This window comes from Cohnella kolymensis (assembly GCF_000829465.1).
GTDB classification, from domain to species: Bacteria; Bacillota; Bacilli; order Paenibacillales; family Paenibacillaceae; genus Cohnella; species Cohnella kolymensis.
Genome location: NZ_JXAL01000034.1, coordinates 63,544 through 77,724, shown reverse-complemented (window position 1 = coordinate 77,724; position 14,181 = coordinate 63,544). Strand labels below are relative to the sequence as shown.

Annotated in this window: 14 protein-coding genes and 1 pseudogene; 5 read left to right on the top strand and 10 right to left on the bottom strand. The window is 49.3% G+C overall.

What is annotated here, in order from left to right:
• Positions 1-105: 105 nt before the first annotated feature.
• Positions 106-330 carry a hypothetical protein gene (locus SD71_RS21125; protein WP_041067794.1) on the bottom strand — a complete coding sequence of 75 codons (225 nt, stop codon included), beginning with the start codon at positions 328-330 and terminating at the stop codon, positions 106-108.
• Between the two features lie 161 nt (positions 331-491).
• Between SD71_RS21125 and SD71_RS21120 the strand changes: the two genes are divergently transcribed.
• The 4 genes from SD71_RS21120 to SD71_RS21105 are packed head-to-tail and all read left to right on the top strand — an operon-like array spanning position 492 to position 4,890.
• On the top strand, positions 492-2,138 hold the full coding sequence (locus SD71_RS21120; protein ID WP_041067791.1) for a spore germination protein: 1,647 nt from the start codon (positions 492-494) through the stop codon (positions 2,136-2,138).
• A complete protein-coding gene (locus SD71_RS21115; protein WP_041067788.1) occupies positions 2,122-3,306 on the top strand; it encodes a Ger(x)C family spore germination protein in 1,185 nt (394 codons plus the stop codon). Before SD71_RS21120 ends, SD71_RS21115 begins: the two co-directional genes overlap by 17 nt.
• Positions 3,303-3,551: a hypothetical protein gene (locus SD71_RS21110; RefSeq protein ID WP_041067785.1), complete on the top strand. Its 249-nt coding sequence runs from the start codon at positions 3,303-3,305 to the stop codon at positions 3,549-3,551. Before SD71_RS21115 ends, SD71_RS21110 begins: the two co-directional genes overlap by 4 nt.
• Entirely contained in the window at positions 3,544-4,890 is a 1,347-nt protein-coding gene (locus tag SD71_RS21105) for a GerAB/ArcD/ProY family transporter (protein ID WP_052476496.1), read from the top strand. Before SD71_RS21110 ends, SD71_RS21105 begins: the two co-directional genes overlap by 8 nt.
• Positions 4,891-4,905: 15 nt before the next feature.
• On the opposite strand, the gene csaA is transcribed toward SD71_RS21105, so the two are convergent.
• Positions 4,906-5,235: a chaperone CsaA gene (gene csaA / locus SD71_RS21100; RefSeq protein ID WP_041067782.1), complete on the bottom strand. Its 330-nt coding sequence runs from the start codon at positions 5,233-5,235 to the stop codon at positions 4,906-4,908.
• Between the two features lie 150 nt (positions 5,236-5,385).
• On the opposite strand from csaA, the gene SD71_RS21095 reads away from it, so the two are divergent.
• On the top strand, positions 5,386-6,453 hold the full coding sequence (locus SD71_RS21095; protein WP_041067779.1) for a permease: 1,068 nt from the start codon (positions 5,386-5,388) through the stop codon (positions 6,451-6,453).
• A 329-nt stretch (positions 6,454-6,782) separates the two neighbouring features.
• Here the strand turns inward: SD71_RS21095 and SD71_RS21090 are convergent, their stop codons facing one another.
• The 8 genes and pseudogenes from SD71_RS21090 to SD71_RS21055 form a co-directional block, all read right to left on the bottom strand.
• Positions 6,783-7,145, bottom strand: coding sequence for a YidH family protein (locus SD71_RS21090; protein WP_041067776.1), 363 nt, complete (start codon positions 7,143-7,145; stop codon positions 6,783-6,785).
• A gap of 138 nt (positions 7,146-7,283) precedes the next feature.
• Entirely contained in the window at positions 7,284-8,198 is a 915-nt protein-coding gene (locus SD71_RS21085; protein WP_052476495.1) for a hypothetical protein, read from the bottom strand.
• A 97-nt stretch (positions 8,199-8,295) separates the two neighbouring features.
• Positions 8,296-9,990 (bottom strand): annotated as a pseudogene (locus SD71_RS21080) (M3 family oligoendopeptidase).
• A 28-nt stretch (positions 9,991-10,018) separates the two neighbouring features.
• A complete protein-coding gene (bshB2, locus tag SD71_RS21075) occupies positions 10,019-10,678 on the bottom strand; it encodes a bacillithiol biosynthesis deacetylase BshB2 (protein WP_041067773.1) in 660 nt (219 codons plus the stop codon).
• Positions 10,679-10,701: 23 nt separating this feature from the next.
• On the bottom strand, positions 10,702-11,046 hold the full coding sequence (locus SD71_RS21070) for a YojF family protein (RefSeq protein ID WP_041067770.1): 345 nt from the start codon (positions 11,044-11,046) through the stop codon (positions 10,702-10,704).
• A gap of 1 nt (position 11,047) precedes the next feature.
• Complete coding sequence (locus tag SD71_RS21065; protein WP_235427298.1) at positions 11,048-12,016, bottom strand: MsnO8 family LLM class oxidoreductase; 969 nt, start codon at positions 12,014-12,016, stop codon at positions 11,048-11,050.
• Positions 12,017-12,144: 128 nt separating this feature from the next.
• Positions 12,145-13,656: a DHA2 family efflux MFS transporter permease subunit gene (locus tag SD71_RS21060; RefSeq protein WP_041067767.1), complete on the bottom strand. Its 1,512-nt coding sequence runs from the start codon at positions 13,654-13,656 to the stop codon at positions 12,145-12,147.
• Positions 13,649-14,101 (bottom strand): MarR family winged helix-turn-helix transcriptional regulator, encoded by a 453-nt coding sequence (locus SD71_RS21055; protein WP_041067764.1) that lies wholly within the window; start codon positions 14,099-14,101, stop codon positions 13,649-13,651. Before SD71_RS21055 ends, SD71_RS21060 begins: the two co-directional genes overlap by 8 nt.
• Positions 14,102-14,181: the final 80 nt, after the last annotated feature.

Sequence of the window (14,181 nt, the reverse complement as noted above, 5' to 3'; positions counted from 1 at the left end):
CGATTTTTTGCAATGGCATATATTAGTATGTGACGGAGGACCCGGCCTTCATTCCCATTAACGGCTTCATAAAAAAGACCCCAGCTCGTTCTCTGGAGTCTTAAGTCAGTTCGAATCCTGACTGTCCTTTAACCGTGGGACATCATCATTGCAGATGATTACGTCTCTATATTTCAACAGTTGGATGGCCACCTTGACTTCTAACTTTGACAGTTTCGTTGCCTTGGCCAATTCGGATATATCGGTTTCCCCGGCTTGCAATTTATCGTAAACCATCTTTTCAACTGTGGTGAAATTGTTCGTTGACTCCCTGCTTTCGTTTTTTTCCAAGATGCACCGCCTCCAATAAGCAAAAGCCTTGAAGGTTTTTAGCCATATCTTCACGTTTCTAAACAGGAAATATCTGACTCGAACAAGATTAATAAATTAAACCATTTTTGGTGAACATACACAGGTGAAGCTGATAATCATCGCAGGCAGGTGAAAAGCCTATGTGTCCCGACAACAGTACATCCGATAAAAAACCGGACTACGAGCAGGTACAATTCGAATTCATTACCGAGCTTAAATCCCTGCCCCTGTCCGCAAATCTTGAAGAACATCGAGCCTTTTTGAAACGCATATTCAAGGACTGTTCGGACATCATCGTTCGTCCGTTTGTAATAGAGAAGGATATTCAGGCGATCGCTGTTTTCGTTGATGGTTTGGTGAAAACGGAGCTGGTCGACAATGCTCTGGAAAACCTCATGATCTTCGAAGGCCAGGAAAAAGATGTCGAGTCGCTGATGAACCGGTCTCTGCCGGTATCCCAGGTCAAAACAACCGATAACTACGGAGATTTCCTGGAAAGTGTTCTGTCCGGGGATACGGGTATTCTGGTGACCGGAAATACAAAGGCTTTGCTTCTTGGTATTCGGGGTCCGGCGACTCGTTCGGTTGCAGAACCGGAGACGGAAGGTGTCGTCAGGGGGCCGCGGGAAGGTTTCACGGAGAACCTGCGTGTCAATACTTCATTGGTCCGCCGCAGAGTCAGAACCCCGCTGCTGAAGATGAAGCCTTTCGTCCTGGGCCGACAAAGCAATACGAGCTTAGTGGTTGTCTATATGGAAGGGCTCACAAATCCGGGTCTCGTGGAAGAAGTCATCGCCCGGCTGAAAAAAGTCGACCTGGATGTGCTGCTTGAATCGGGATTTCTTGAAGAATACATACAGGACAGCGCATGGTCTCCTTTTCCGCAAATGCAGGTGACCGAGAGGCCCGACACCACCGCACTCGCCCTGATGCAGGGACGCATAGCAGTGATCATCGACGGTACTCCTATGGTGCTTCTGGCTCCAACAGCCTTTTATCAGCTTCTTCAAGCCTCTGAGGATTACTACGAGCGGTTTCAGATGGGCACATTACTTCGCTGGCTGCGTTATCTTTTTTTGTTTATCTCTCTCTTTACTCCGGCGCTGTATGTAGCCATAACAACGTATCATGCGGAATTGATACCGACGACCCTTCTGTTCAGCATCGCATCCGCCCGCGAGCATATTCCCTTCCCGGCAGTGGTTGAAGCGCTCATTATGGAAATTACATTCGAAGCGCTCCGGGAAGCCGGTATCCGGCTGCCCAAGGCCGTCGGTTCCGCCATCGGAATACTCGGAGCGATTGTCGTCGGACAAGCTGCCGTTCAAGCGGGAATCGTGTCGGCGCCGATGGTTATCGTCGTCTCGATCACCGGTATCGCTTCATTCACGATCCCGAGCTTTAACGGGGCGATAGCGGTCCGAATGCTTCGATTTCCATTCATTATTTTGGGCTCGTTGTTCGGCATCTATGGCATTCTAATTGGCTTCATGGTTCTGATTGGTCATCTGAGCAACCTTCGTTCTTTCGGGGTTCCGTACATGTCTCCGATCGGGCCGATCAAGTTCCGGGATCTTAAAGATATTGCTGTGCGCGCTCCCCTCTGGGCAATGAAGAAGCGTCCCGGTTTCATGAATGTACTGGATGATATTCGTACGAAACCGTCTCTTTCGCGGAAAATCTGGGAGCAAGGCGGAATGAAAGGTACGAATGTCGATCATGACCGTCGCGACAAGCCCTCCGGACAACAGCCAAAGGAGGAAGATTCGAATGGAGATCAAAACTAATTCGGCTTTTAGAATTGGTTTGCTGTTACTGGTTTCCGCGCTGCTGCTCACTGGATGTTGGGATCGACGCGAAATCAACGACGTTGCCTTCATTTTGACCACTGCTATTGATCTTGAACCGGACGGGAAGATTCGTGTAAGCATGCAAATTCCCCTGGCCGGACAACTGGGAGGCCCAGGCGGAGGCGGCGGCGGTTCCGGCGGCGATAAAACATACTACATAGATTCTGAAACGGGGAATACCATCAGGGACGCGATTGCCAAGGTTCAAGCGCGCTCGGCTCGACGTCTTTATTCCGCTCACAGGCGGGTGATCATAATCAGCGAGGCTCTAGCCCGCAAGTACGGGATCCGGGAAGCGTTCGAGGCGATTGCCCGGTTTCCTGAAAATCGTATTACCGCATACATGATCATTTCCAAAGGCAAGGCTGCAGACCTCGTGAACACCGATCCTAAGCTGGAAAGATTCTCAGGAGAAGCAATCCGTGAGCTGGCAAAGTCACAGGGCCGCATTGTCATCAATATCAAAAATGTTGCGCAAGCCTTGAGCAACCCCAATACGGATCCTCTTCTTCTCTACATGGGAGTAAAAGAAACGGAAGGCTCTAAAGACAAAGCTGCTCAGCCGGAGGTATTGGGTTACGCTCATTTCCGGCAGGAGAAAATGGTGGACGCCTTCGAAGGTCCGAAGAGCAATGCGGTGAATTGGCTTCGCAGAGAGCCGCAGCCCTATGATTATGACATCCGATACGGAAAAGGCAGCATCAGCTTAGAGGTGACGGAAGGCAGAACGATAATCGAACCGCAGTTCAGTAATGATGGAAGTATTTCATTCAATGTCAGGGTCATGGGCAGAGTGGCTGTAATGGAGAACTTGTCCGGAGCCGACCTAACGAGCACGCGCGCATTTAGAGGGGTTCGGCGAGCCGCAGCTGAAAGGATCCGTGAAAACCTGATGGATACGATCAGACAAGCACAACAGAGAAAAACAGACCCCTTCCAGCTCGGTATGCAAATTTGGAGGGATTACCCTCGAATCTGGAAGGACAGGTATGAGAATAACTGGCGTGACAAGCTTAGCGAAGCTAATTTCGATTTGGATGTCCAAGTCGACATCGTACAAATCGGCTATATCTCTAAAAATATCGCTGAGGTGACCCGGCAATGACCATTTTCGACGTATTCTTTGCAATTGGATGGATCGGTTCGCTTCTGCTCGATTATTCAATATGGAACAAAAACAACAAGAAAAAGGATGTTAACAAGCCGCTGTATCTGTGCCTGAACGCGATCACGTTAGCACTGTTTGTCTCTCACGTAGCCAATATACGCATTACGATGCCAACCCAGCTGTTGGCACGGAATGTGGCTCCGTGGATAAAATCGATGATCGGAGGTATGTTTAATGGCTAAGTATTTTCTCAGCGGGCGCCAATTGGCCTGGCTGGTTGCGGTTTTTATTGTCGCGCCTGCTGTAATTAACATGCCGCAGCATTTAGCAAGATTGGCCTATATGGACGCTTGGGTAACACAGATGCTCCCTGTCATATATGGTTTTGCTGTGTGTTACGTCTATTACAGGCTGGCTAAAGTTTTTCCGGGCAAAAACTTTTTCGAAATTTGTTTCCAGATCGCTGGTAAGTACGGAGGAGCTCTCATCAACATCGTATTCCTGGTGCACATCTGGTTCATTCTCGCTAAGAATACCAATTTATTTATCGGTTTTATCAAAACAAATCTGCTGCTCAGAACCCCCTATGAAGTCTCTCTGTTTTTGCTCATCCTGGTGCTGATTTATTATGGGAAAACGAGTGTTGAAGTAGCCACGCGGGTGAATGATATGTTTTTTGCTCTGATTGCCTTTCTGATCATTACGATTCCCCTTCTGCTGAGCAATGACATTAGCATTTTCCAAATGCTGCCCATTTTTGTCGAACCGTTGCCTGATCTGGGCATCGCTAATGCGTTGACCGCATCATCGTATGGCGATATCACCGTTTTTGCCGCTTTTCTGCCGGTCATCGCAAATTCTAAGATGCTCTACACATCCTTTCGGCACGGCCTCTCAATTGCCGCTCTGCTAATTACTTGGATTCTTGTGACGGAGATCTGTGTGCTGGGGCCAAGCATCACGTCTCGGGAGATCTATCCGACATACGCCTTAATCCAGCAAATACATATTACCGACTTTCTGGATCGCATGGAGATTTTTATATTCAGCATCTATTTTCCGTCTTTTATTGTATGTATCGTCATTGCATTTTTGGCCATTCTGACCGGTCTCGGCAGTTTCGACAGGTCGAATCGCCCTCAGGCTTACAATAAAACGGCCGGATGGTTCCTTCTGATGACGCTTGTATTTGCCTTTGAAGGCACCCCTGAGGTCAGCACATTCGCGAATTACGCATATCCGGTTTACGTGTTTGCCGTTCAGCCATTGGCGCTGGTCATTGTTTTTCTGCTAAGCTTCAGAAAAAAAGCCAGAGAAGGTTCTCCAACACAGGATCAGAAGTCATCTGAGTCAAATCAACCGTCAGCTGCAAGTTTCTCCGCTTCTTCTATTCGGTCGTTCCGAAGATGGAAGCTGTTCACCTATATCCTCATCGTGCTTGGCATCGCATCAGTGATCGTCGGTTGGATGGTGGCAAAAGATGTTCAATGGATCGCGAGAGTGTGCGCTGCCGTATACATGCTTGTATTAATCCTGTTGGTGTTCACAACGTATCGGGAGATGAAAAGCGTAGAAACCTAAACATACACGACAAAATCAGCTGATTCTCGTACCATTTTGTACCGGAAACTCCGGGCGCAGCAGCACGACATCTCCTTCCTCCGGCACACCGCCCAGCACAAGCACTTCGGATTGAAAACCGGCTATGCGCCTTGGCGGGAAGTTAACGACGGCCGCCACTTGACTGCCCAATAAGCTCTCCGGGTTATACCTGTGCGTCAGCTGAGCTGACGTTTTCTTGATACCCAATTCTCCAAAATCAATTTCCAGTTTGATTGCCGGTTTCCTTGCTTCAGGGAACGGTTCTGTTTTGATGACGGTTCCGATACGGATGTCCAGCTTTGTAAAGTCGTCTATCGTGGCCATAAGTCCTCCTTTAGGGGTGGCGTGCGCGAACACTCGCATATCGACCACCTTCTTCCTGTTTTTACTGTATTTACGCTTAACAGATCCAGACTCCTTCCTATATAATAGAAGTTATGCTATTTTTCAAGACAGATATGGAGGGAAATATTGATGCAACCCGCACACAGTTTGAAGTTAAATGATCAACGCAGTACGGTAAAAGCGGCGGTCATGATCATGGTATTTGTGTTAATCGTTATAGCCGGTTTAACTTATGTAAAATGGTGGCCGTATTATCATAAAGCGCTGACTGCTGCGACGGCTCATTCCATCGGTTCCTCCATCCTCTCGGGTGCCAATGACGGTACTTGGTCATGGAGCTCCGCTTGGAGCTATGCCGAAAAATATTTCAAAGCGATATGGAAAGCAGCCGTACTTGGCATACTGCTTGGCTCTTTGGTACAGGTGCTGCTGCCAGCCGGATGGCTTCATAAAGTACTCGGCAAGGCAAGTATGCGAAGCACCTTATTGGGAGGCGCCGCCTCGATCCCCGGTATGATGTGCTCCTGCTGCGCAGCTCCTATCGCCGCAAGTCTTAGAAAAAAGAATGTCTCTGTCGGCGCCAGCTTGGCGTTCTGGATCGGAAATCCGGTCCTGAATCCGGCGACGCTTATCTTTATGACTTTTGTACTGTCGTGGAAATTTACTCTGATTAGAGTTTTGTTCGGGGTCCTTTTAACCTTTGGAGTCAGTTATTGGGCAAATCGTTTTGCGGACCGCAATGCCGATGCCGTGACAGAAACAAAGGTCCTTGAACCCGAAATGATGCCGGAACAACAACAGAAACCTTTCTTGTTGCGCTGGCTTAGAGCGCTGGGCTCGCTAGCTCTGCAGGTGATTCCAGCCTATATCATTACCGTATTATTGCTGGGCGGTTTGCAAGGCTTAATTTTTCCGACTTCCATGAGCACCGGTTTTATCGCGATTATCCTGTTTGCTGCGGCAGGCATGCTGTTCGTCATTCCGACAGCCGCAGAAATTCCGATCATCCAATCATTCTTGGCGTTAGGCGTTGGCGCGGGACCGGCGGCGGCCTTGCTGCTCACGCTGCCTGCCGTCAGCCTTCCTTCACTCTTTATGGTGGCGAAATCTTTCCCCAAGAAAGTCCTGTTATTCGTAGCTCTGTCCGTTATCGGAGTCGGTATATTAAGTGGAATTGTCGGTTCTTTGCTGCTTTAGAACATTAAAAGCCAACGACCTTGTGTAAGACGATTTGGTCGTCTTACAGCTCCACACAAGAGCGAATTTGCACGTGTAAGGTGGGTTCGCCGCCTTACATCTCCGTACGAGAGTGAGTTTGCGCGTGTAAGGCGGGTTCGCCGCCTTACATCTCCACACGCGAGCGAGTTTACTCGTGTAAGGCGAGTTAGCCGCCTTACAGCTCCACGAATGGGCGAGTTGGCGCGTGTAAGACGGTTTGGTCGCCTTACAGCTCCGCAAGAGATCGAGTTTGCTCGTGTAAGGCAGGTTCGCCGTCTTGTCGTTGGCTTTTACATTATACTTATAAGTCAATAGAACATTAAAATGACGACCAGAATCACTAGACAAATGTCAACAACACCTAAGGTGACCAGCATTAGCCATATAAGCAATGCAGTCGTTTGGAACGCTTCCTCATTGATTCCTCTTCTCTTAACAAAATAATCTTTAGTGGCAAGCCCCATGATTGCGCCGCCTGCCACTACTGCGCCTATGCCGACCACAGCCGCGACCCGGTGGCCCGCCATACCGTATGGAGAGGATCGGAAAATAACACCTGCCGCGAGAAAGCCGAGTCCGACTATTGTGATGCTTGTGCGGATCCAAGCCAGATAGGTTCTTTCATTAGCCAAATGCTGTTGGACATATTTCGCATCTTGTCTGTTAACCATTAGCTGCTCCCCTTTGCAGACGCGCTGACAAACGTCGGAATCCATATTCAGCAGAGCAATAAATTAGTATTACCCAGTTGAAGTCATTGTTATAGATATACGAAGAGCCCCGCATCGCTTGCGGGGCTCTCTTCATTATTATTGATTCGAAATGGAGCTGAGAGATGTAAACGCGAACGGTCCGAAGCCTTCACTCGCCTCGGTGTGAGGCATGTTGACCTTGATCAGGTAGCCGATGCCGTCCACCTCTTTGACGATCACTTCGTTCGTGAGCTTGTCGCTGCTTCCGATCATCATCAATGAAGCGCCGCCCAGCATAGGGCTGATTTCGTCAGCTTTTAGCTCTCGCACTTCGCCCAGCGCGGCCAGCTCTTTCTCTGCATCCGTTTTGATTTCATCCCATTTAAAGCCGGATGGCAGCTTTTCAATTTCCACGTAATAATCTTTATCGATATCCATGCTCAGCTTGCCCACTGCGGCATCGAATGTAAAACCGTCGAACACATAGAGCGCATACCCACCAGCTTCCGCCAATTTACCTGTCCGCTTTTCCTTGTCTCCCTCAAGCGTCAGCGTGAACTCTTTGGTCGCAGGCAGATCAGCTTCGGGTTGTACGGAGCCGCCGGCTTGGTTGGTGCCGCCGCCTTTACCATTTGCAATGAGTTCCTTGTTGATCTTGGTTAGAATCAGCTGCTTACCGGCATCCTTACCTTCAAGCGCTTTTTCCACATATTCGAAAGCCACCTGATCTCCGGTTTTAAAGCCGGTCATAGATGTCGTGTTTTCGTCGAATTGGAAGCTGGCACTTTCACCGGCCATTGTGATTTCCACCGTATGTGAATCAGCCAAGCCTACAAACTCTCCGGTACCCTGCTTCGTCTCACTCACCGCATCCGGAGAAGCAGACGGGCTGCTTGCTGCTGATGGAGAAGCTGCGTTTTCAGTTTGTGCCGGTGATAGCGCCGGCTCTTCCTTCTTGCCGCAGGCCGCAAGTCCGGATGCCAGTACGGCTGCTAATAGTAGAATGGTCAGTTTCTTCATTTTGTTGTTCATTGTTGAACACCTCCGAAGCTATAAACGCATCAAACCCGAAAATGTTACAACAAGAAAAGATAAATAAAAAAGACGCCCGAAGGCGCCTAATATAAAGTTAAAGCTTAGTGTCTTCCACTTTATTCAACCAATTCTCAATGTCCCCGATGACGGATACGACACAGCCGTCTTCGAATGGCGAAATCAGGCCTGCGTATTTCACCAATTCAACGAATGATCGGCTTCCGCCCACCTGGCATAGTTTCAGATAGTCGGCCCATGCCGCCTTGTAATCCTCGTTCATCCGAACCCAGAATTGCATAGCGCAAATTTGAGCAAGCGTGTAATCGATATAATAGAAAGGCGAACGGAAAATATGCTGCTGCTTTTGCCAGAAGCCGCCGCGCTCCAGGTATTCATTTTCATCATAATTGCGGTGAGGCAAATATTTCTTCTCGATATTGCGCCATGCTGTCTTACGCTGCTCCGGTGTCGCTTCGGGATTACCGTACACGAAATGCTGGAATTCATCCACCGCTACACCATAAGGGATGAAAAGCAGAGAGCTTTCCAAATGATGAAAACGATATTTCTCCGTGTCTTCCTTGAAGAAAAGCTCCATCCACGGCCACGTGAAAAACTCCATGCTCATGGAATGTATTTCGCAGGCTTCCATCGTAGGAAAACTATATTCCGGTACGGTATAGTTACGGCTCTGGTAGACCTGGAATGCATGACCCACTTCGTGAGTCAGAACATCAATGTCGCCGGATGTGCCGTTAAAGTTAGAGAAAATGTACGGAGCCTTATACTCGCTCAAATAAGTGCAGTAACCGCCGCTCTGCTTACCTTTTTTACTCACCAGATCCATTAAGCCGTTATCCTGCATAAAGGTAAAGAATTCATGAGTTTCCGGCGAAAGCTCTTCATACATCTTGGCGCCGTTCTGTACAATCCAATCCGGGCCGCCTTTTGGAGCGGCATTCCCTGTGCTGAAGCTGAAGCCTTCATCGTAGAAGTTCAGTTTATCGACGTCGATACGCCTGCGTTGGCGTTACTTCAGCTTTGTAGCTGCCGGAACGATGTGCTCCAACACCTGAGTCCGGAAGTTTTGAACCATCTCTGCGTTGTAATCCGTTCTGCTCATCCGCGCATAGCCAAGCTCGATAAAATTGCTGTAGCCCAGCTTTTTAGCCATCTTGGTACGAACCTTCACCAACTCATCATAGATGCGGTCAAGCTGCTCTTCATGCTCGGCCATAAATTGATATCTGGCTTCCCCAGCGGCTCGTCTTACTCCCCGGTCGGTGGACAATTCGAATGGTGTTAATTGTGCCAGCGTACGCTCTTCGCCTTCGAATGGAATTTTAGCAGATGCGATCAGCTGGCTGTATTCAGTGGAAAGCTTATTCTCTTGCTGCAAATCTTCGATAATCTCCGGGCTGAAAGTTTTTAGGGACAGTTCCGCTAACCGGAACAGCTGACTCCCCCACTGTTTCTCTAACTGCTCTCTAAAAGCCGAATTTACGAGTGCCCGGTAGTAATCTGTTTTATATTCTTGAATGATCGGGAGGATCTCGTCCATGTAATCCTGCTCGGCTTTGTAGAATTGATCATTCGTATCAATGGAATGACGAATCCCTACAATTTCGACCTGTGTTTCTACTTCGCTGCGCAGTTTGTTGATCGCTTCAATGATACGGTTTTGCTCGTCAGCGCTTTGTGCCGCATTGAAGGCATTGAGCAGCTCCTTATAACGCTGCTCAATGTGTTTCACATCCGGACGTTCATAACGATATTCACTGAATTTCACGACAACTCATCTCCTCTTGATCCCCTTATTAAGAATCAAATTTATAGGTCCAGAACCTTTCGGTTCCGAAACGCTCCGCGATTTCTTTGTCCTTCAGCTTCTTGCTGCCGACCAGCTCGGCCGCTTGGAATTGGGAGCGATGCGCACCGATGGCGGCCATTTTCTGCGTCATGAAATCTTTAACGTCATTAATGATATCGGCTTTACCGATTACCTGCTCGTGATTGTTGGCAAAAGCAATGCAATGGACGACGGGCCGCCGGTCTTTGGGCAGTCTGCCGATCGTTCGGATCACTGCAGCTCCTGTCGCGTCATGATCGGGATGTACCGCATGGCCCGGGTAAAAGGTGATGACCAGCGACGGGTTAAGCTCTTCAAGCAGGTCATCGATTCGTCCGTCCAGAAGCTGCGGGTCTTCGAATTCGATGGTTTTGTCATGAAAGCCCAGCATTCTTACATCTTGTATTCCGATCGCTTCGCAAGCCTCTTCGAGTTCCTTCTTACGAAACTCAGGGAGGGTTACCCTGTTGGCGAAAGGCGGAAATCCCATGTTTCGGCCCATCTCACCTAAAGTTAAACATGCGTACGTCACTTGTGCGCCATTATGTATATACTTGGCCAGCGTGCCGGATGCGCCGAAGGCTTCATCATCCGGATGCGGCAGTATGACAAGAATCCGTTGATTCATGCAGTGTTCATCTCCTCTGTCAATTAGAATGGCTTACGGCTCAATTGCAAGCATACGACCAGCTTGCCCTGAAGATCATGACCGGCGAGCAGCAGTCTCTCCGTCTCCGTCTCTTCCCAATGGGTAAGTCCTTCCGTGTACACCCAACCGTTCTCCATTTTCAAACCGACCCGATACGGACCGACACCTGCGATGGATCCATGAGAGTACCGGATCTGGGCGTTGGTTATGAAGTTCGCAGCCGGATGTTTGGAAGTGTCAAAATGAGCAGCATAGGCTCCGGTGGTCATTTCCATATGAATATAAAGGGCTTGATCTTTCAGTTCATCGATCTTGCGTTGAACTTCTTCTTGAATGATAAGCTGCATTTTAGTTCCTCCATATTTCTGAGAGAAGTTGATAAGAACGGATCCTCTTCTCATAATCCTGAATGGTTGTGACAATGATGAATTCGTCTACACCCAGCTGAATAGACAGCTGCTGGAGCCGTTCCATCACGTCAGCGGGGGTGCCGATAAATAATTTGCGCTCGTCTAGCGACGACGGTCCGCCGGCTTCACCGTCCTTGCGAAATAAAGCTGCCCCCGTTAACGCCAACTCTTTGGCTTGTTCCGCCGTATCGGCACACACAGCGGCCACTGCAACGATAACCCTCGGCTCTGGACAAAGTTCGGAGGGAGTGAAGGCGTCACGGTATACGGGTAAAATCTCCTCGGCACCGACATCGCTCATGAACTGGCCGAACACGTAACCTGTTCCGAACTCGGCTGCGTATCCCGCACTCTTCCGGTTCGTGCCCAGCATCCATAACTCAGGCGGTACAGGAGGACTGGGCCGCGCGGTTACCGGTTCACCTTCAAACCTGTATGTGCCCTGAAGGAGTTCCGTTAGGGAGCGAAGTGACTCAGGCAGCTTGCTTATATTCTCAATAAAATTGCCGCTTAATGCTTGTGTGGCGTGTGCCGATCCACCGGGCGCCCTGCCGATTCCAAGGTCCACGCGATCCGGGTACAAGCTTGCCAGCAGATGAAACGACTCAGCTACTTTGAGCGGTCTGTAATGCGGCAGCAGCAATGCGCCTGAACCGATACGGATGCGGCTGGTCCGCGCGCCTATATGTGCAAGCAGCACTTCCGGCGATGTGCACGCAAGCTGCTTCATGTCATGGTGTTCGGCCACCCAATAACGGTTATATCCCCATGCATCGCCGGCTTGAGCAAGCTTAACCGCTTGTTCAAGAGCTGTCTTGTCATCTGTGTTATCTATTACCGGAACGAGATCCAAAATACTAAGTTTAAGTTCGCTGGCTATTCTGACCCCTCCTGCTGATTGATCCAATGAACAGTAGGATTTACCTATTTCATTATAATGGAACACTCAAGAAATAGGAATTTTTTCAGGTGCAACAAAAGATCACCGTCCTTCAGCCGTAAATAAGATGGCTGTTGACGGTGATTCTTATTTGCTTATTGCGAAGATGATACGGAACTGCTTGCCTTATGCTGAACTTCAGTTGATCTTGCAACTTCGACTTCCTTGTGGAACTGGACTTTACGGATGAAAAATGCGAGAACCAATGCAGCTGCAGCCATCCAAGTGGCAATGATAAAAGAGTAATTGATGCCGTACAATGTCGCTTGGCCGGTAATTTGCTTCATCACCGCTTGATTTGCCGGATCTGTCGGGTCTATTCCCCGCGAGATAACCAAGTCTTTGCCGTGAGATTTGGCTGTAGTGGTCATCATCGTCACGAGGAAAGCAGTGCCAAGCGCACCGGCGACGTTACGAAGCGTTTGCGACATTGCCGAGCCATGGGCGTTCAGACGCTGAGGCAGCTGGTTCATACCGGCCGTCTGGATCGGCATCATCATCAAGGACATGCCGAACATGCGAAGCGTATACATGATAATCAGGTGGTTATAGGTGGTCTCCGCCGTTAAGAGGCTGAATTCATACGTTGTAATTACCGTTATGGCCAGACCCACTACAGAAAGCCAACGGGCTCCGATTTTGTCAAAAACGATCCCGGTGATCGGAGACATAATTCCCATTAAGATCGCTCCGGGAAGCAGCAGCAATCCGGACTCGAATGCCGTAAACCCGCGAATCGTCTGCAGGTATATCGGCAGCAGGATCATTCCGGAGAACATCGCCATTGTAATAATGACGTTAATTACTGTCGTTAAAGAGTACATATCGAACCGGAACACGCGGAATTCCAGAATCGGCCTTTGCACTGTGAGTTGGCGCCATAGGAAGAACAGTAAAGCCAGCACTCCGACCAATAGGCTGATCTGCACCCTGATGCTTCCCCAGCCGTCAGCACCTGCATCACTGAAACCGTACAGTAATCCGCCAAAACCAAGTGTGGATAGAATAACGCCCAGCACATCAAGCTTCGGCAGCGATGTCTTCGTAACATTCTTCATGTTAATTGCGCCATAGATAAGTCCGAAGAGCGAGAAAGGCAGAACGATGTAGAACAGAACTCTCCAAGAGTAGTGCTCCACAACCCAGCCGGACAGCGTCGGGCCGATAGCCGGTGCCAATATCATGGCAAGCCCCATCATTCCCATCGCTTTCCCCCTCTGTTCAATCGGGAAGATCGTGAGGAACACGATTGACATCAGCGGCATGAGAATACCTGCGCCTGCTGCCTGAATTAAACGACCGGTAAGTAATGCAGGAAAGTTAAGCGCAACTGCACAGACGACCGTGCCGATTGTAAATAAAGTCGTGGCTGCTATAAACAACTTGCGTGTTGTAAAACGGTCGATCAAGAACGCGCTGATCGGAACCAAGACACCATTCACAAGCATATAACCGGTTGCAAGCCACTGAATGGTATTTGCGCCGATGTCCAAATCGTCCATCATCTTCGGAAGTGCCACGTTGAGCAGTGTCTGGCTCAGGAACGCGACAAACGAGGCGATCAAGATCGATGCTACGATCGGGCCTCTTTTCAAATTTTCAATCATGCGGGTCTCCCTCTTTGCTTTTGTGTAAAATTTGTGAGATGTTGCCTAAAATCCTGAGCAGATGATTGTGATCCTCTTCGGGTATTTCAGATAGACCCGACAGCCGGTTCGTACGAATTTCTTCGATGCGCCGACACATCTCCTCCCCCTTGCCGGTAAGTTTCAGCTCGACGGAACGGCGGTCTGTGTCGGGAATGTTGCGTGATACCCAGCCTGCCTTCACCATCCGGTCGATAATCCCGCTTGCCGTACTGCTCGTTGACCGAATCCGCTCGGCAAGCTCGTTAAGCCCAATGTTCGGATGCTCCGATAACATGCGAAGCGTAAAAAACTGGATCGGCGTAATGCCATTACTTCCGGTGATCTGCTGAATGGCCTGGTAATACGCCTGATTCACTTCCCGAAAAGAAGTGAACAGCTCTCGCAGGCGCTGCTGTTCGTTCAATCCCTTCACTCTCCGTCCCAGAATGTTCGCAGCCAAATATTTCGCATGCGAACAATTATACGCAGGCACTGATTTGATGT